This window comes from Dactylosporangium sp. NPDC006015 (assembly GCF_040614215.1).
GTDB classification, from domain to species: domain Bacteria; phylum Actinomycetota; class Actinomycetes; order Mycobacteriales; family Micromonosporaceae; genus Dactylosporangium; species Dactylosporangium maewongense.
On the sequence record NZ_JBEXUD010000006.1, the window covers coordinates 97506 to 115985 of the forward strand.

General features: G+C 73.2%; 14 protein-coding genes. 9 read left to right on the plus strand and 5 right to left on the minus strand.

Features of this window, described 5'->3' with window-relative positions:
- Positions 1-21 precede the first annotated feature (21 nt).
- Together ABZ321_RS12825 and ABZ321_RS12830 are read right to left on the minus strand one after the other, a co-directional pair.
- On the minus strand, positions 22-519 hold the full coding sequence (locus ABZ321_RS12825) for a shikimate kinase (protein ID WP_354890999.1): 498 nt from the start codon (positions 517-519) through the stop codon (positions 22-24).
- Positions 520-562: 43 nt separating this feature from the next.
- A complete protein-coding gene (locus ABZ321_RS12830) occupies positions 563-931 on the minus strand; it encodes an Mth938-like domain-containing protein (protein WP_344504729.1) in 369 nt (122 codons plus the stop codon).
- Positions 932-1057: 126 nt separating this feature from the next.
- Between ABZ321_RS12830 and ABZ321_RS12835 the strand changes: the two genes are divergently transcribed.
- The 3 genes from ABZ321_RS12835 to ABZ321_RS12845 all read left to right on the plus strand — a co-directional run bounded on the left by ABZ321_RS12835 (position 1058) and on the right by ABZ321_RS12845 (position 7188).
- Positions 1058-4789 (plus strand): BTAD domain-containing putative transcriptional regulator, encoded by a 3732-nt coding sequence (locus ABZ321_RS12835; protein ID WP_354891000.1) that lies wholly within the window; start codon positions 1058-1060, stop codon positions 4787-4789.
- A 58-nt stretch (positions 4790-4847) separates the two neighbouring features.
- Positions 4848-6194: an FAD-binding oxidoreductase gene (locus ABZ321_RS12840; protein ID WP_354891001.1), complete on the plus strand. Its 1347-nt coding sequence runs from the start codon at positions 4848-4850 to the stop codon at positions 6192-6194.
- 97 nt (positions 6195-6291) lie between these two features.
- Positions 6292-7188, plus strand: coding sequence for an acyl-CoA desaturase (locus ABZ321_RS12845; protein WP_354891158.1), 897 nt, complete (start codon positions 6292-6294; stop codon positions 7186-7188).
- Positions 7189-7224: 36 nt separating this feature from the next.
- Here ABZ321_RS12845 and ABZ321_RS12850 read toward each other — a convergent pair whose 3' ends face one another.
- On the minus strand, positions 7225-7683 hold the full coding sequence (locus ABZ321_RS12850; RefSeq protein ID WP_344504736.1) for a hypothetical protein: 459 nt from the start codon (positions 7681-7683) through the stop codon (positions 7225-7227).
- Between the two features lie 298 nt (positions 7684-7981).
- Here ABZ321_RS12850 and zwf point away from each other — a divergent pair, with 298 nt between their 5' ends.
- Positions 7982-9502 carry a glucose-6-phosphate dehydrogenase gene (zwf, locus tag ABZ321_RS12855; protein WP_344504737.1) on the plus strand — a complete coding sequence of 507 codons (1521 nt, stop codon included), beginning with the start codon at positions 7982-7984 and terminating at the stop codon, positions 9500-9502.
- Between the two features lie 233 nt (positions 9503-9735).
- Here the strand turns inward: zwf and ABZ321_RS12860 are convergent, their stop codons facing one another.
- On the minus strand, positions 9736-10119 hold the full coding sequence (locus tag ABZ321_RS12860; protein ID WP_354891002.1) for a VOC family protein: 384 nt from the start codon (positions 10117-10119) through the stop codon (positions 9736-9738).
- A 9-nt stretch (positions 10120-10128) separates the two neighbouring features.
- Entirely contained in the window at positions 10129-10848 is a 720-nt protein-coding gene (locus tag ABZ321_RS12865; protein ID WP_354891003.1) for a peptidylprolyl isomerase, read from the minus strand.
- Positions 10849-11070: 222 nt separating this feature from the next.
- Here ABZ321_RS12865 and ABZ321_RS12870 point away from each other — a divergent pair, with 222 nt between their 5' ends.
- The 5 genes from ABZ321_RS12870 to ABZ321_RS12890 are packed head-to-tail and all read left to right on the plus strand — an operon-like array spanning position 11071 to position 18385.
- On the plus strand, positions 11071-11622 hold the full coding sequence (locus tag ABZ321_RS12870) for a hypothetical protein (protein ID WP_354891004.1): 552 nt from the start codon (positions 11071-11073) through the stop codon (positions 11620-11622).
- Complete coding sequence (gene pstC / locus ABZ321_RS12875; RefSeq protein WP_344504742.1) at positions 11619-12641, plus strand: phosphate ABC transporter permease subunit PstC; 1023 nt, start codon at positions 11619-11621, stop codon at positions 12639-12641. Before ABZ321_RS12870 ends, pstC begins: the two co-directional genes overlap by 4 nt.
- The gene (gene pstA, locus ABZ321_RS12880; protein WP_354891005.1) at positions 12638-14161 is read left to right on the plus strand and encodes a phosphate ABC transporter permease PstA; all 1524 of its coding nucleotides are present in this window, start codon (positions 12638-12640) and stop codon (positions 14159-14161) included. The genes pstC and pstA overlap by 4 nt, the downstream gene beginning before the upstream one ends.
- A complete protein-coding gene (gene pstS / locus ABZ321_RS12885; RefSeq protein WP_354891006.1) occupies positions 14151-15746 on the plus strand; it encodes a phosphate ABC transporter substrate-binding protein PstS in 1596 nt (531 codons plus the stop codon). Before pstA ends, pstS begins: the two co-directional genes overlap by 11 nt.
- Complete coding sequence (locus tag ABZ321_RS12890) at positions 15743-18385, plus strand: hypothetical protein (protein WP_354891007.1); 2643 nt, start codon at positions 15743-15745, stop codon at positions 18383-18385. The genes pstS and ABZ321_RS12890 overlap by 4 nt, the downstream gene beginning before the upstream one ends.
- Positions 18386-18480 lie beyond the last annotated feature (95 nt).

The following is an 18480-nucleotide window of genomic DNA, read 5'->3' on the forward strand; positions in this document are numbered from 1 at the left end:
GACCCCCTGGGCTGGCGGGGCCTAGGGCAGGAGGTGGGCGGCGTCCTGGTGGGCGGCGATGCGGATGAAGACGAGGTCCTTGCGTTCGGTGGCGGCTCGGGTGTATCGGTCGCGGTAGACGTGGTGGCGGGTCCAGCACCAGCGCAGGAGGGACTTCTGGGGGTCGAGGCGGAAGAGGTTGCCGAGGGGCTCGCGGTTGCCGTTCCACAGCACCTGGCGGGTGACGGCGCGGCGGAGGGTGCGCCACAGGACCTGGCGCATCACGGTGCGGCGGGGGAGGTCGAACCAGATGACGGTGTCGGCGCGGGCCCAGACGAGGTCGCGGACGGCGCTGTAGTTGCCGTCGATGACCCAGCCGTCGCCGTCGGCGAGCTCGCCGACCTGCTTGCGGAACGCGGTGACGTCGATCGGCTGCCAGCCGGGGAGGTGATGGATCGCGTCGAGCTCGACGAACGGCACCCCGAGGCGCGTCGCGAGCGCCTTGCCGAGCGTCGACTTGCCCGATCCGGAGTTGCCCACCACCGACACCCGCCGCACCCGCTGCCCCCGATTCGCTCCCGGCTCAACACGTGCTGTGGAACAACCCGCCGACCGCCGCCGACCCCACCAGACTGTTATACACGTCGATGGCTTCCCGGGTCTCCTCCACATGTACCTCGATGCCGCGCGCCTCGAGGGCGTCGACCGTCGCGTCGGGGACGCCGAGCTGCTCGTCCATGCCGAGCGACAGCACGACCACCGTCGCGCCGTGCTCCAGGAGCTCCTCGACGTCGGCGACTTGGACGCCGGGGGAGTGCCGGGTGCCCGTCTCGCCCCAGTCCCAGGCCCGGCCGCCACCCGGCCAGACCTTGAGGTCCTTCACCACGCCGACCTCCTCCACCTCGATCCTGCCCCAGCTCACATCCACGATCCGCGGAGAACGTGCCTGCATGACGGAAACCTCCCCGATCCAGTGCCGCAACGACCAGCCTCGAAAGTACGCCAGACGGCTGAGGATGTGTCCGGGCGGAGCGCGGTACGTTGATCGCTCGGCACGGGTGCGGGCAGGGGAGGGTCGGTGCAGGTCACGCCGCTGTCCGGCAGGCTGTGGGTCAGTGTGCTCGGAGACATGACCGCGACGGTCGACGGGGAGGTCGTGGACCTCGGGGGGCGGCGGCAGCGGGCGGTGCTCGCGGTGCTGGTGGTCAACCGGGGCGACATCGTGCCCACCGACCGGCTCATCGACTGTGTCTGGAGCGGGCAGCCGCCGGCGAACGCGGCCGGGGCGCTGCAGGCTTACGTGTCGCACCTGCGCCGTCGGCTGGAGCCCGGTGCGACGGCCCGGGCGCGCGGGAACGTGATCGTGTCGCGGCCGCCCGGCTATGCGCTGACCCTGGACGCCGGGGCGGTCGACGCGTGGCGCTTCGACCGGGGTGTCACCGAGGCGCTCGGCACCGCGGACCCGGCCGCGCAGCGGGACCTGCTCGAGGCGGCGCTGCGGCTGTGGCACGGGCCGGCCTACGCGGAGTACGCGGACGAGACCTGGGCGCAGGCGGAAGCGGCGCGGCTGCGCCAGCTGCGCGAGGTGGCGCGGGAGCAGCTGCTCGCGGCGCGGCTGGCGCTGGGCGACAGCGCGCTGCTGGTGCCCGAGCTGGAGGCGCTCGTCGCGGAGGAGCCGCTGCGGGAGCAGCGCTGGCGGTTGCTGGTCCTCGCGCTGTACCGCGCGCACCGGCAGGGCGATGCGCTCGCCGCGCTCCGCAGGGCCAGGCAGACCCTGTCGGAGCAGCTCGGCGTCGACCCCGGGCCGGCGCTGCGCGCGCTGGAGGCCGAGGTGCTCGCCCAGTCGGAGTCCCTCGACGCCCCGGCCGCGCCGACCACGCCGGCAAGCCGGAGCACGCCGGCAAGCCAGGGCACGCCGGTGGAACGAGGCGCACCGGCAGGGGCGGGCGCCACGAGCGATCCGGTGGCAGGGGAAACGGCGGGCGAGGGCGCGCCGGCGCACCGGTCCGATGTGCACGCGGCGGCCACCGGTCCGGCCGGCGCGGCGCCGAGGGTCGACCCGGTGGCGGTACAGACACGGAAAACGCCGGACGAGCACCTTGTCGACCGGGACGCGGAGGTGGCCGAGCTGCGGATGGCGGCGGCCGACGCTTTCGGTGGGGTGCCGCGGCTGGCGATGATCGAGGGCCCGGCCGGGATCGGCAAGAGCCGGCTGCTCACGGAGGCGCGCAGGATCGCCGACGGGCACGGGGCGCTCACGCTGACGGCGCGCGGCAGCCAGCTGGAGAAGGAGTTCGGCTTCGGCGTCGTGCGGCAGCTGTTCGAGGCGCTGCTCACCGACCCGGCCGAGCGGGAACGGCTCCTGGCGGGCGCCGCCGCGAGCGCCGCGTCCGTCTTCGACCTCGCGATGGACGGCGAGCGCGGCGACCACACGTTCGCGGCGCTGCACGGGCTCTACTGGCTGACCGCGAACGTCGCCGCGACCAGGCCCGTCACCATCGTCGTCGACGACCTGCAGTGGTGCGACACCGGTTCGCTGCGGTTCCTCGCGTACCTGGTGCGCCGCCTCGACGGGCTGCCCGTGCTGCTCGTCGCGACGCTGCGGACCGGGGAACAGTACGACGACGAGGCGCTGCTCGCCGAGCTGCAGCTGGACCCGGCGGCCGCGCCGGTGCGGCCCGGCCCGCTGAGCGCCGCCGGCGTCGCGGACCTCGTGCGGCAGCGGCTGGGCGACGGCGCCGAGCCGCGGTTCGTCGACGCGTGCCACCGCACCACGTCCGGCAACCCGCTGCTGCTGCGCCAGCTGCTGCGGGCTCTGGAGGCCAACGGCGTGCGCCCCACCGACGCGCACGCCGGCACGGTGACGGCGATCGGCTCGCGGGCCGTGTCCAGCATGGTGCTCATCCGGCTGCGGCGGATGCCGGCGGCGAGCACCGCCGTCGCCCGGGCCATCGCGGTCCTCGGCGACGGGGCGGGCCTGCCCACGATCGCCGCGCTCGCCGGCGTCGACGAGCCCACCGCCGCGGCCGCCGTCGCGGCGCTCGCGCGGGCCGAGGTGGTGCGGCACGAGTACCCGGTCGGGTTCGTGCACCCGCTCGTCCGCGACGCCGTCTACCAGGACCTGCCGCCCGGTGAGCGGCAGCTGCACCACGAGCGGGCCGCCCGCGTGCTCAGCGGGCTGTCCGCGGCACCGGAGCAGGTCGCCGCGCACCTGCTGCAGATCCCGGAGCGCGCCGACCAGTGGGTCGTCGACGTGCTGCGGGGCGCGGCCGACACGGCGCTGCACCGGGGCGCGCCGGAGGGCGCCGCGACCTACCTGCGGCGGGCCCTGGCCGAGCCGCCCGCGCCGCCGCAGCGCCCGGCGGTGCTGCTCGCCCTCGGGCAGGTGGAGACCCTCAACGACGGTCCGGCGGCGATCGCGCACCTGCGGGCCGCGTACGACGACCCGATCACCGACCCGGTCACGTTCGCCGCGGTGGCACGGATGCTCATCCACACGCTGATCTTCGCTGGGCCCGAGGGGAACGCGCCGGAGTTCGCGCGGCGGGCGTCGGCGCGCCTCGCGGCCGGGTTCGTCGACGAGCGGCAGGGGATGCAGGCCCTGGAACGCATCGCCGCATACATGTACAGCGGGGCCCCGGACTCGTTCCCCGCCGAGGTGCCGGTGATCTCCGGCGACGGGCTCGGGGCGCGGATGCTCGCCGCGTGCCGCGCCTGGGAGCTGATGGCCCGCGGGGTGGACCTGGACGAGGCGGTGCGGCTGGCCCGGTTCGCGCTCGCCGACGGCATCCTCATGCGCGGCGACCCGGGGCTCTTCTGGGTCATCGCGGGTGTCGTGCTGGAAGGCGCCGACCAGGATCCCGGCACCCTCTGGGACGACGCGCTGACGCTCGGGCACACCCGCGGGTCGCTGTTCACCGTGCTCGCCGCGCACCTGTGGCGCGGGTGGCGGGAGTGGCTGCGCGGCGACCTGCCCGAGGCCTGCACCTCGCTGATCGCGGCCAACGAGCAGAGCCTGCGCTGGGGCGGCGCGCCCGCGCTCGGCATCTCCTACGGCGAGGCGTGCCTGGTCCGGGCCCTCGTCGACCGGGGTGAGCTGGCCGAGGCCCGCGCGTTCGTCGACGAGCACCGCGGCCGGCCGCGGGTCGGCGACGGGATCCGGCTGTTCCGGCAGGCCGAGGCGGCCCTGCTGATCGCCGAGGGGGCGTTCGAGCCGGCGCTCGCGCTGCTCGACGTGGGGGCGGCCGGCAACCCGCTGTGGTACGAGGAGCGGTCGCTGCGGGCCACCGCGCTGGCCGCGCTCGGGCGCTCGTCCGAGGCGCTTTCGCTGGTGTCGGCGGATCTGGCGGGCATGCGGCGGTGGGGGGCGCCGCAGGGCGTCGGGCGGTCGCTGCGGGCCGTCGGGGCACTGCGGGGCGACCGGGCGGAGCTCGTGGCCGCCGTCGAGCTGCTCGCCGGCACGCACGCGCGCCTCGAGCACGCGCGGGCGCTGTTCGCGCTCGGCGAGCTCGACCGCGACCCGGCGACGCTGCGCGCGGCGCTCGGCCTCGCCGAGGAGTGCGGCGCCGCCCCGCTGCGCGCCGTCGTCGCCGCCGCGCTCACCGGCCTCGGCGAGACCGTGCCCGCGGAGCCGTCCGTGACGCTGACCACCGGCGAGCGGCGCATCGCGTCCCTCGCCGTCGGCGGCGCCGACGACCGTGACATCGCGCAGGCGCTGTTCCTGACCCCGCACACCGTCAGCGACACGCTCGCCGCGATCCGCCGCAAGCTGGGCGTCACGACCCTCGCGGAGCTGCGCGCGCACGTCTGACGCAGGTCTCAGGTCTGCCGCAAGTTCGCTCCAAGGGCGCGGCCGCAGGGTGTACGCCATGACCACTGTTGCGAACTCACTGCGCGGCCTGTGCGGCGGCGCGGTGCACCTCCCGGGCGACCCGGGGTACGACACGGCGCGGACCCCGTGGAACGTCACGGTCGACCAGCGGCCCGCCGCCGTCGCGTTCCCGGCCGACGCCGACGAGGTCGCCTCGGTGGTCCGCGCCTCGGCCGCCGCCGGGCTGCGGGTCGCGGTGCAGAGCACCGGCCACAGCGCGGCGGCCCTCGGCCCGCTCGACGACGTGGTCCTGCTGCGCACGTCCGCGATGACGGGCGTCACCATCACCGGCCGCACCGCCCGGGCCGAGGCCGGCGCGCTGTGGATCGACGTGGTCGAGCAGGCCGCGCCGCACGGGCTCGCCGCGCTGCACGGCTCGTCGCCCGACGTGGGTGTCGCCGGCTACACCCTCGGCGGCGGCCTCGGCTGGTACGCCCGCGCGCTCGGCCTGCAGTCGAACGCGGTCACCGCCGCCGAGCTGGTCACGGCCGACGGCACCCTGGTGCGGGCCGACGCCACCACCGAGGCGGACCTGTTCTGGGCGCTGCGCGGCGGCGGCGGCAACTTCGGCGCGGTCACCGCCGTCGAGTTCGACCTGTTCCCGGTCCGGACCGCGTACGCGGGGCTGCTCGCCTGGGACTGGCGCGAGGCCGCGCGGGTGCTGCCGGCGTGGCTCGACTGGGCCGCGACCGCGCCCGACGAGGCGACGACGGCGCTGCGGCTGCTGCGGGTCCCGCCGATGCCGCAGCTCCCGCCGGCCCTGCGTGGCCGCCGGCTGATCGTGATCGACGGGGCCGTGCTCGGCGCCGCCGGCCCTTCCACGGTCGCCCCGTTGCGGGCGTTGCGGCCGTTCCTGGACACGTTCGACGACGCGCCGGCCGCGTCGCTGATCCGGCTGCACCTGGACCCGGAGGGCCCGACACCGACGGTGTCGAGGTCGGCGCTGCTCGGCGACCTGCCGCCCGCCGCCGCCGACGCGCTGCTGGCGGTCGCCGGCCCGGACTCCGGCACGTCCCTGCTCGTCGCCGCCGAGCTGCGCCACCTCGGCGGCGCGCTGGGGCGGCCCGCCCCGGGCGCCGGCGCGCTGCCGTCGCTGGACGGGTCGTTCGCGCTGTACACGGCCGGGATCGCGGCCACGCCGGCGATCGGCGCGGCGGCGGTGCGGGACGCCGCACGGGTCGTGTCGGCGATGGCGCCGTGGTCGACCGGCGCGCAGCTGCTGAACTTCGTCGAGGGGCCGACCTCGGTCGCATCCGCCTACCCACCGGCCACGTGGGACCGACTGCGGTCGATCAGGGCGGCCGTGGACCCGTCCGGGCTGTTCGTCGCCAACCACGCCATCTGACCGTCGCCGACCGGCATTCTGGCGGTCGTCGATTGGCATCCTTCGCGCGGCGTGCCCGTCACCGTGGCCGCCTAGCGTGGCGGGCGTGGCACTTCCGATGCTGGCCGCAAGGCGCCCGCTGCCCGCGCAGGTGGCGGTGTACGCGTTCGTGACGGTGCCGTTCCTGGCGCTCGTCGCCGCCGTCCCGTTCGCCTGGGGCTGGGGGCTCACCTGGCTCGACGTCGCGCTCGCGGTGACCTTCTACACCGTGACGTGCCTCGGGGCGACGGTCGGGTTCCACCGGTACTTCACCCACGGCGCGTTCAAGGCCCGCCGGTGGCTGCGGATCACCCTGGCCGTCACCGGCAGCATGGCGGTGCAGGGGCCGATCCTGCACTGGGTCGCCGACCACCGCCGGCACCACGCGTTCGCGGACAAGGAAGGCGACCCGCACTCGCCGTGGCTCTTCGGCACCGGCCCGGCGGCGCTCGTGCGCGGCTTCTGGCACGCGCACCTCGGCTGGGTCCTCGACCGCGGCCTCACCAACCAGCAGCGCTTCGCGCCCGACCTGCTCGCCGACCGCGACATCCGGCTCGTGCACCGGCTCTTCGGCCCGCTGACGATCCTCACGCTGACCCTGCCGGCGGTCATCGGCGGCCTGGCCACCTGGACCTGGTGGGGCGCGGCGACCGCGTTCTTCTGGGCGGGCCTGGTGCGCGTCACGGCGCTGCACCACGTCACCTGGTCGGTGAACTCGGTCTGCCACATGATCGGCGAGCGGCCGTTCGCGGCGCGGGACCGGTCGGCGAACTTCTGGCCGCTCGCGATCCTCAGCATGGGTGAGTCGTGGCACAACCTGCACCACGCCGACCCGACCAGCGCGCAGCACGGCGTGCTGCCCGGTCAGATCGACGTGTCGGCGGCGCTGATCCGGCTCTTCGAGCGGGCCGGATGGGCGTGGGACGTGCGGTGGCCCTCCGCGGAGCGCCTGGCCCGCCTCGCCGTCGCCAGGTAGCCGCCGTACGGATAGCCGTCTGTATAGGTGGACGTCTTACAGGTAGACGTCGACCCGGCCGTTGAACATGCCGTTGGTCTGGGTCGTCAGGCGCTGCGAGGCGTCGTTGGTCCGCTCGAACTGCAGCCGGGCGTCCTCCGCCCGCTGCCGCAGCTGGTCCTCCAGCCGCAGCTGGTCCTGGATCCGCTGCTGGTCCTCGAGCCGGCGGTCGTCCTGCAGCCGCTGCTGCTCGATCCGGTACTGGTCGTCGCGGGCCTGCTGGAGGTCGTCGGCGCGGCGCTGGTCCTGGCGCACCAGATCCTGGCGCACCGCCTGCTGGTCGTCGATCCTGCGCTGGTCCTCCAGGCGCTGGTCCTGCAGCCGCTGCTCCTGCGCCCGGTCCTGGGTCCGCTGGTCGTCCAGGCGCTGTTGGTCGACCAGATCGATCTGGCGGTTCTGTTGCACCTGGGTCGCGGTGAGACCGGTGGTGGTGGCTGCTACCGGTGTGATCGACATCGCGCATCCCCGTCCTGCGACACGATTACTCTCCGAATGCTCTTGACTACTTAAAGGTACCCGCCGGAGCGGCCCGTAACCAGCCGACCGCCTGGGTGGTGCCCAGTGTTGTTCCTGTGTTCGATGAGGGTCCTGCGTCCCGGTGGATGGGACGCTCGGCGGCGATCGAGGGTCATGCAAACGCTTGTAGGGCCGTAGGGTGGGATTCGCGAGACGCCGGTCACGTTCTGGAATCGTTGCTGTGCGCGGCGGTTGACTCGTAGTGTCACGGCGGCAGTCCGAGGAGAGGCGCGCATCCATGCTGAGCGACAGTGAGCACGTCACCATCCCGCAGGAGTCCGACGACCGGCACGCCCCACCGGCGACCGTCGTCATCTTCGGCGCCTCGGGTGACCTCACCCGGCGCAAGCTGATCCCCGCGATCGAGAGCCTCGCCAGGCACAACCGGCTCACCGAGCAGTTCGCCGTGGTCGGCGTCGCCCGGACGCCGATGGACGACGACCAGTTCATCCACGCCGTCCTCGGCGACCGCGGCCTGTCCGGCATGCCGCAGCTCAACGGCGCCGTGCGGTACATCGCCGGCGGCTACGACGACCCGGAGACCTACAAGCGGCTCGCCACCGTGCTCGACGACCTCGACCGCGACCGGGGCACCGCCGGCAACCGGATCTTCTACCTGTCGACGCCTGCCGAGGCGTTCCCGCTCGTCATCAACGGCCTCGCCGGCGCCGGCCTGCACCGCGCCCGCGAAGGGTCGTTCGCCCGGCTGGTCATCGAGAAGCCGTACGGGCACAACGAGGCCAGCGCGAAGCAGCTCGACACCACGGTGCACGCCGCGTTCGACGAGTCGCAGGTCTTCCGCATCGACCACTACCTGGGCAAGGACACCGTCCAGAACGTGCTCGCGCTGCGCTTCGCCAACGCCATCTTCCAGCCGATCTGGGACCGCACCTGGGTCGACCACGTGCAGATCACCGTCGCGGAGACGCTCGGCGTCGGCACCCGCGGCAGCTTCTACGAGCACGCCGGCGCGATGCGCGACATCGTGCAGAACCACGTGCTGCAGGTCCTCGCGCTCGCGCTGATGGAGCCGCCCGCGTCGTTCAGCGCCGAGGCGGTCCGCAACGAGAAGGTGAAGCTCCTGCAGGCCATCCGCCTGCCCAGCGGGCGGGCCATCGACGACATCGCGGTCCGCGGCCAGTACACGCGCGGCGGCTCCCGCGAGGAGCTGATGGCAGGCTACCGGGAGGAGCCCGGCGTCGACCCGCTGTCACGCACCGAGACCTTCGCCGCGCTGCGCCTCGACGTCGACAACTGGCGCTGGGCCGGCGTGCCGTTCTACGTCCGCACCGGCAAGCGCCTGCCGAGCCGGGTCACCGAGGTCGCCCTGCAGTTCCAGCGCCCGCCGCACCTGCCGATCCCCAACCGGCAGCTGACCGAGCTCCAGCCCGACGCCCTCATCCTGCGCATCCAGCCCGACGAGGGCATCGCCCTGCGCTTCGGCGCGAAGGTCCCGGGCCACTCGTTCCGCGTCCGCTCGGCGAGCATGGACTTCTCCTACGACAAGACCTTCCGCGAGGAGTCCCCGGAGGCCTACGAGCGGCTCCTGCTCGACGCCCTCATCGGCGACACGACCCTCTTCATCCGCTCCGACGAGGTCGAGCAGTGCTGGCGCATCGTCGACCCGATCCTGGAGCGCTGGGCCGAGGACACCGGCCCGATCCCGACGTACGAGGCCGCCTCCTGGGGCCCCACCGAGGCCAACCGCCTCATCGAACGCAGCGGGCGCGCCTGGCGCAACACTGTTTCCCGCCCGTAGCCTTCGGCTATAGCTCGCCTCCCCACCGCTGCCGCGGCGGGGCCCGCCGGGGATTCTCACCCGGACCCCAATGCTCGCTGCGCTCGCACAGCCAGCGCTTCGCGCGGCCGGATCGCGCATCCGCGCCCATCCGGTGGTTGCCCTCCGCGGTGGCTGGGGTGGGGGTTTCTCATGATCCGGAAGACTTTGTGTCGCTATGGCAGCAATAAGTCTTCCGGATCATGGAAACGGGGTCAGGGCCATTCGGTGGCGTTGGTGGCGTTGAGGGTGCCTGGGGGGTCGACGACGACGCAGAAGGTGATGCCGGCGGGGTCGCGCATGGTCCACCAGCGGTCGTGGCGGTCGAGGCGGGTCGCGCCCAGTGACTCCAGGCGGGCGACCTCGGCCTCCAGGTCGTCGGTGTGGAAGTCCAGGTGGACCCGCGGTGTGCCGTCGCCGAGGCGCTGGGTCAGCAGGACCAGGTCGTGGCCCGGGATGCGGGCGCCGTGGAAGTCCGGGTACTCGCCGACGCGCTCCAGCGGGGCGCCGAGCGCGCCCCGCCAGAACGTGACGGTCGTGTCCTCGTCGGCCGCGGGCACGTCCAGGACGATGGTGTACAGCCTGCTGTAGTGAGCCACAGCGGGAATCTACGCCGCCAGGAGGATCGAGGTACGAAGGGCCGGGGCGCCGTCGACCGGGGCCGGGTCCTCGTCGGTGGGGGCGACGCCGCCCGCGGCGATCCGGTCCAGGGTGTGCAGGCCGAGCGGGCGGACGCTGCCGAAGATCGTGTAGTTGGGGCGCAGCGCCGAGTCGGCGAACACGAGGAAGAACTGGCTGCCGTTGGTGTCGGGGCCGGCGTTGGCCATGGCGAGCACGCCGCGGGCGTACACCTTGCGGGCGCCGGTCGGGTCGGTCGGGGCCGGCGGCAGGTCGGTCGGCAGCTCGTCCTTGTACTTGTAGCCCGGGCCGCCCTCGCCGGTGCCGGACGGGTCGCCGCACTGCAGGACCTTCAGCGTCGGGTACGTCGTCAGCCGGTGGCAGATCGTGCGGTTGTAGAAGCCGTGCCGGGTCAGGTGCAGGAAGCTCTGCACGGTGCACGGCGCCTGCGCCCGGTCCAGGGTCAGCGGGATCAGACCCAGGTTGGTGAAGAGCGTGACGGTCACCGTGCCGCGCGACGGCGTGTGCCGCGGGTCGCGGGGCAGTGGCACCGGCCGGACCGCCGGGTCGTCGGGTGTCGGGGTGTACGCGCACGGCCCGGTCGTCGGTCCGCCGGGAGCGGCGGCCGAGGCGGGTGTGGGTGCGACGGCGAACGCCGCCACCGCGAGCATGACCACGACGGCACGGATCCGGACCACGTTGTCCTCCATCGAAGATTGGGAATCTTTTAGAGGTCTAACGGATGTCGATGTACCGCGTCAAGGCCGATGCCCGTTTGGGCACGGATCGGCGGCATAGCAGCGGCAGTGCCCCTTCCCGTTGTTCACCTCTTGCATGTCCGGCGTGCGCACACGGCCGCGCCTGTTGGACATGCGCTGTCCCGAGCGTGTGTCCCAGAGGGTGGGCGTGCCGGGTGGACGAAGGGGTAGCTGGTGCAACAATCGAGGTTCGTCTTCTTAGCGTTGGCCGCGGCGGCCGCCGATGACGGCACGGTAGCCGAGGCCACGACCTGGATGCTGGTCTCGCCGAACAACCGGCCGCTGGGCAGAGCGGCAAGGCTGTTCGAGACCTACGGAGCCTGCCGCGACGCGGTGCTGCACCTGCGGGCCGGGTTCGCGGGCGCGAGCAGCGCGGTCGCCGCGGTGGAGTCCAGCGGGCAGTGGGTCTGGCGGGTGGATCTGGACGGCAGCACCGTCGGAATGTCCAGTCGTTCCTATCTGCGCGCAAGGGAATGCCACTACAACCTCGAGCGCTTCCTGGAAGCCGTGCCGGCGGCGGTCGTGGTGGCCGGCACCCGCAGTGTCCGAGGCGGTCATCCCCTGGTGCTCGGCGCCGGCGGTGACACGGCGGTCCTCCCGCCGCGCCCGGCGCCGCGGGGCGCCCGGGGCCCGTACGCCGACCGCCCCCGTCTCGGGGAGCGCGACGTGCGGGCCCAGGGCGCCCGCCTGATGTACCGGGCGACCCCCGGCAACCCGCCGGCATGACGGTCGTCGAAGCGCCCTCCGAGGCCACCGGCGCCGGGGAGGCCGACGCGCCGCGCCCGCTGAAGTGGCGCCCGTCCCCGGCGGACCGCGTGTTCCGCGGCGTCGCTCGGGGTGCGGGCGCGATGGTGCTGCTGGTGGCGCTGCTCGTGGGGTCGTTCCTGGCGTACCGGGCGGTCACCGCGCTCAAGGTGGTGCGCTGGAGCTTCTTCACGACCAAGGGGTGGGAGCCCGACCCGCTGGAGGGGAGCTTCGGCATCGCCGCCGTCGTGCCGGGCACGGTCATCATCGCCGGGATCGCGATCGTCCTGGCGGTGCCGGTCGCGGTCGGCACGGCGCTGTACATCTGCGAGTACGCGCCGCGGCGGATGCGCCGGATGCTGGTGACGCTGGTCGACATGATGGCGGCCGTGCCGAGCGTCGTCTACGGCCTGTTCGGCGTGTTCCTGCTGCAGCCCAACATCATCCACCTGTCGCGGTGGATCGCCACGTACCTCGGCTGGATCCCGATCTTCGAGGTCGCCGACTACGACACGGCCAACCCGCTGTCGAGCATCACCGTGTTCACCGCGTCGAGCTTCGTCGCGGGGACGGTCGTGGCGATGATGGTCACCCCGATCATCTGCTCGATCTCGCGCGAGGTCTTCTCGCAGGCGCCGATCGGGGAGCGGGAGGGTGCCTACGCCCTCGGAGGCACCCGCTGGGGCATGATCCGCACCGTCGTCCTGCCGTACGGCCGGGGCGGCGTCATCGGCGGCTCGATGCTCGGCCTGGGCCGGGCGCTGGGCGAGACCATCGCCGTCTACATGATCATCTCGCCGGTGTTCGACATCCAGTGGCACGTGCTGCAGACCGGCGCGATCTCGGTGTCGTCCCTGATCGCGCTGCGCTACGGCGACTCGGCCGACTTCGCCGTCTCCGCGCTGATGGCCGCCGGCCTCGCGCTGTTCCTGATGACCCTGCTGGTCAACTTTGCCGCGTCGATCGTCATCGGCCGCACCCGCTCCGGAGCCGGCACATGACCTCCACCGACACCGCCCGGACGGCCGGACAGCCGGACACGACCCCGGAGGCCGGGCAGACGCACCGCCACGCCGTCGCGGCGGCTGATCAGGCGCAGGACCAGGGCCACGCCACCGCGACCGCCGGGCACGCGCAAGACCAGGAGCACGCTGCCGCGGCGATCGAGCGGACCCGCGTCGACCTGACGAAGCCCGACGGGACCCGGAGCGAGCCGGACACCGCGACCCGGGCAGCCGGTCCGGTGAAGGCGGCCGATGGGGGGCCGCGGCACGCGCGCCCCGACACGGCCCTCACGTTCGTGCGGCGCCCGCTGCCCGAGGCGGCCCCGGGGGAGGAGCGGCGCCGCGAGCTGCGCGCCGGCCGGCGCCTCGACCGGCTCAATGTGACCGGCGCGCTGCTGGCCGCGCTCGCGTTCACCGCCCTGCTGTTCGGCCAGATCGCCCCGTTCGACGGCGTGCTCGGCTTCATCGTCGTGACGTTCCTGGCGTTTCTGGCGTTCCTCGGGCTGCTGACGTCCCTCACCGAGGACGGGCCGGCGATCCGCGACCGGATCGCCGCGGCGGTCATGACCGGCGTCGGCATGTTGCTGTTGCTGCTGCTCGTGGTCGTCGTCGGCTTCACCTTCTGGCGGGCCTGGCCGGCGCTGGTGCACGTCAACTTCTGGATCGAGGACATGAGCGTCGTGCAGCCGACGAGCCCGCTGAACGTCGGCGGGGCGCTGCACGCGATCGTCGGCACGCTCGAGCAGATGGGCATCGCGCTGACGCTGTCGGTGCCGCTCGGCATCACCTGCGCGGTGTTCCTGGGCGAGATTCCGGGCCGCTTCAGCCGGTTCGTGCGCACGCTCGTCGAGGCGATGACGGCGCTGCCGTCGATCGTCGCCGGCCTGTTCGTCTACGCCGGCCTCATCCTGGCGCTCGACCAGCAGAAGTCGGGCCTGGCGGCCGGGATCGCGCTGTCGGTGATGACGCTGCCGATCATCATCCGCGCCTCCGACGTGGTGCTGCGGCTCGTGCCCGGGACGCTGAAGGAGGCGTCGTTCGCGCTGGGCGCCTCCCAGTGGCGCACCGTCTGGCACGTGGTCCTGCCGACGGCCCGGTCCGGCCTGACGACCGCCGTCATCCTCGGCACCGCGCGTGGCATCGGGGAGACCTCGCCGGTGCTCATCACCGCCGGGTTCACCCAGTTCATGGCCCTCAACCCGGCGGCCGGCCCGCAGGTGTCGCTGCCCCTGCTGGTGTTCAACAGCGTGCGCTTCCCGCAGGAAGAGATGATCATGCGCGGCTTCGGCGCAGGCGCGGTGCTCATGCTGCTCGTCCTGGTGCTCTTCGTGGCGGCCCGGATCATCGGCGGCCGCGGGCCCGGCGAGCTGTCCCCCGGGCAGCTCAGGCGCCGGGCCGTCGCATCCGCCCTCGACGTCAAGCGGTTCCAGCGCCGCGAGCAGGCCGACCTCGACGGTGCACCGTCCCAGAGCCGCCCGCAGGCGGATCCCGACAAGGAGATGTCCGATGTTCCGTAGCGTCGCCAAGACCGCCGCCGGGGTCGTCCTCGGGCTTTTGGCCATCGCGGCGCAGCCGAACCCCGCGTACGCCGCACCCATCAAGGTGCAGATCGCCGGCGCCGGCTCCACCTGGAGCCAGCCGGCCCTGCGCGCGTGGATCGGCAACGTCACCCAGTTCGGCCTGAAGGTGTCCTACGCCGACACCGGCTCGACCGACGGCCGCAAGCAGTTCGCCAACGGCAAGGTCGACTTCGGCATCTCCGAGATCCCGTACGGCATGCCCGACAGCGCCACCCGCGACATCGACTCGCCGCCGACCGGCCGGGGCTACGCCTACATGCCGATCGTCGCCGGCGGCACCTCGTTCATGTACAACCTGACCATCGGCGGCAAGCGGGTCACCAACCTGCGCCTGGCCGGCGACACGATCGCGAAGATCTTCACGAACAAGATCACGTTCTGGGACGACCCGCAGATCAAGCGGGACAACCCGAAGCTGCCCCTGCCCAACCGGAAGATCATCCCGGTGGTGCGCTCGGACGGCTCCGGCACCAGCGCCCAGTTCACGCTCTGGCTCAGCAAGCAGCACCAGGACGTCTGGGGCGAGTTCTGCCGGTCGGTCGGGCGCAACCAGAGCCCGTGCGGGCTGACCTCCTACTTCCCCGTGATCAGCGGCAAGAACATCGGGCAGAGCGGGTCCAACGGCGTCTCCGGCTACGTCGCGCAGCCGCGGTACGAGGGCGCGATCACCTACGTCGAGTACTCCTACGCCAAGACCGCCAAGTTCCCGGTGGTGAAGGTGCTCAACAAGAAGGGGTACTTCGTCGAGCCGACGGACACGGCGGTGGCGGTGGCGATGACCCACGCGACGATCAACGCCGACCTGACCCAGAACCTCGACAACGTCTACACCAACGAAGACAAGCGCACCTACCCGCTGTCGTCCTACTCGTACATGGTGCTGCCGACCGACCTGCGGATGCAGATGAACGAGAACAAGGGCTTCACCCTCGCGGAGTTCGCGCACTACTTCCTGTGCAAGGGGCAGGCCCAGGTGGACGACCTCGGGTACTCGCCGCTGCCGAGGAACCTCGTGGACGCCGCCGCGGCGCAGGTCGCGCGGATCCCGGGCAGCGCCGCGTCGCCGTGGGACGTGACGAAGTGCCAGAACCCGACGTTCGGCCCCAACGGCGAGAACGCGCTGGCGACGACGGCGCCGTACCCGCCGGAGTGCGACAACGTCCAGAGCGGCGACCAGTGCACCACGGGCACCGGCGGCGCCGGCCCCACGACCGTCGGCGGCGGTGGCGGCGGTGGCGGTGGCGGGACCGGCGGTACGGCGACCGCGGGCCCGTCGGCCTCGGCGTCGGCCTCGGCCGCCGTCGTCGACCCGGACACCGGCGAGACCCTCGACGCGGCGCGAGCCGCCGGCGGCAACGACGTGGCCGGCGTGCCGGTGTCGCTGGACCAGGCCGGCACCTGGGGGCTGCGCCGGGCGCTGATGATCGTCGCCGGCGCGCTGCTGATCGGACTGATCTTCGGCCCGCCGATGCTGTCCCGGTCCCTCGGCGGCCGGCGCGACCGTGACGGCGGCCGGCGATGAGCGCCACGGTCGCCACGGGAACCACCGGGCAACAGCCGGCACCGGACGACCTGCCGCCGCCACGCGGTGCGGCGCGGGCGGTGTGGAAGCGCCGGCTGGCCGGCGCCGGCGTCGTCGGCGTGCTGCTGCTCGCCACGCTCGTGCGGGGCGCCACCGCGACCGCCGGCGACACGTTCGTCCCGCCGCTCGGCGTCGACGTGCCGACGTCGTCGGCGAAGACGATCACGGTGAAGCCGGGCGAGGCCGGCGGCGACTTCGACGGCACCGAGATCACCGTGTCGCAGACCCGCGACCTCGGCAACCAGGGCATCACCATCTCCTGGAAGAACGCCCCGTCGACCCCCGACGCCACGATCGGCCAGAACGTGTTCGCGTTCATGCAGTGCTGGGGCGACCCCGACGCGCCGGACCCGTTCCACGAGGGGGCCGCGAAGGACCCGTTGTGGGGGCGGGAGACGTGCCAGTTCGGCGCGCTGCTGGACACGCCCGTGTGGGGCGGGGACAAGGCGCCCGGCGGCGGGACGATCCGCACCGTGGGCATCAACGGCCTGCCCGACCCGGCCGAGACGCTGCCCCCGGACGCGGTCATCGCGCCGTTCCGCTCGGTCAAGGGCACGCGGATCGGCCACGGCGGCAAGAGCGACCCCTACCCGGGGAACCTCGACCCGCAGACGACCGGCTCGGACGTCATCATGTCCGAGTACTTCGACAAGAACAAAACCAACGAGATCCCCTACGGCTACACCGCCGGCGACGGCACCGGCCGGGTCGTGTTCGAGGCGCAGACCGACATGGAGGCGCCGCACCTCGGCTGCGGACTGCCGGACTCCGGCGGCGTCATCCAGCCGTGCTGGCTGGTGATCGTGCCGCGCGGGCACCACGACCCGCTGACCGGCGGCGAGCTCGCCGGCAGCGACACCCCCGTCAACGGCTCGCCGCTGGCCGCCACCCACTGGAAGCACCGCATCGCGGTCCGGCTGGACTTCCGGTCGGTGCAGACGCCGTGCCCCATCGACCAGGCGGAGCGCGCGACGGTCGGTTCGGAGATGGCCGCGCCGGCGATGCAGGCGTGGCAGCCGGCGCTGTGCGGCAGGACCGGCAACGTGTACGGCTACACGCCGACGTCGGAGGACGAGACGTCCAGCGCGGTCCTCGGCAGCGGCGACAACTCGCCCGGGCTCGGGTTCACCTCGAGCCCGGTGGTCGGCGTGCCGGGCGGCCCGCCGCCGGTGCACGCGCCGGTGGCCCTGTCGTCGGTCGTCGTCGCGTTCACCATCGACAACCAGGTGAACCCCGGGTCGACGAACCCGGAGGAGGAGCTGCTGCGGGCCAGGCAGGTCAACGGGATGCGGCTCACCCCGAAGCTGGTGGCGAAGCTGCTGACCTCCTCCTACCAGCGCGACATCCCCGACGGGTCGAAGGCCGAGCACCTCAAGGACAACTACCGGACGATCCTCGCCGACCCCGAGTTCATCACGATCAACCCCGACTTCCGGTTCTCCCGGGCCAACCGCGACATCCAGCCGGTGATGGTGCCGCTGGGCGGCTCCGCGGCGAACCGGGCGGTGTGGGGCTGGATCCTCGCCGACAAGGCCGCCCGCGACTTCCTGTCCGGCGTCCCGGACCCGGAGCACAAGGACCCGGTCACCGGCGTCACGTACCACATGAAGGTCAACTCGTTCTACCAAGACTTCGGCCTCGACGGCGTGGTGCCGGACCGGTTCCCGAAGTCGGACCCCACCTGCAGCCAGCCGCGGCCGGACCTGGTGCCGGAGCTGAAGGTGTGCATCTTCAACAAGCAGCCCTACACGTCGTCGATGACCGACGGGGCGCAGCAGACGCTGAAGGCCGACACCCACTCCGAGGTCGAGTTCGACGAGGCGAAGTACCAGAGCAGCGACCACCAGATCGTCACGCTCAAGCGGGCGGCGCCGCAGACGAAGGGCAACCGGTGGGTCATGGCGATCACCGACTCGGCGTCGGCGGCACGCTTCGGCCTGTACTCGGCGAGCCTGCTCAACGGCAGCGACCCCACCGACCTGAACGCCTACGTCACGCCGACGAAGCAGAGCCTGCAGGCGGCGGTCGCGGCGATGGGACCGACGGCCAACCCCGACGTCCTGGCGCTGGACCCGGCGCTGAAGAAGCCGGGCGCGTACCCGCTGACGATGCTCACCTACGCCGCCGTCGACCCGAGCCGCGGGCAGGCGCTGCGGGAGGCGTACGCGAAGCTCATCGAGTTCGCCGCCGGTGACGGGCAGAACGAGGGCGTCTCCGTCGGGAACCTGCCGCCCGGGTACGTGCCGCTGCCGGACTCGCTGAAGGCCAAGGCCCGCAGCGCCGCCGAGATGGTCAGGCGCGGCTGGACGGCGCCGCCGGCACCCGCGGCGACCACGACCACCGCGGCGCCGGTCACGGGGGGCACCCTGCCCGCCCGCGGGTCCGTGCCGTCGGCCGCGCCGACCAGTGCCCGGCCGAGCCTGTCGGCCGCGCCGGTGCCGGCGGCCCGGGCCACGGATCCGGAGCCCGTCGAGTGGGCGCAGCGGTACCTGCTGTCGATGATCCTCGGCGCGGGGCTGCTCGCGGCCGCCGCGGGCCCCGTGCTGACCGGGCTGGCCCGCCGACGCGAACGCCGGTGAGCCTGTTCATCCGGCCTACATGTTGGCGACCGGCCCCGCACGAACCGCCTGCGAATGATGACCACGCTCGACCCTCGCAAACCCTGAAGCAGAAG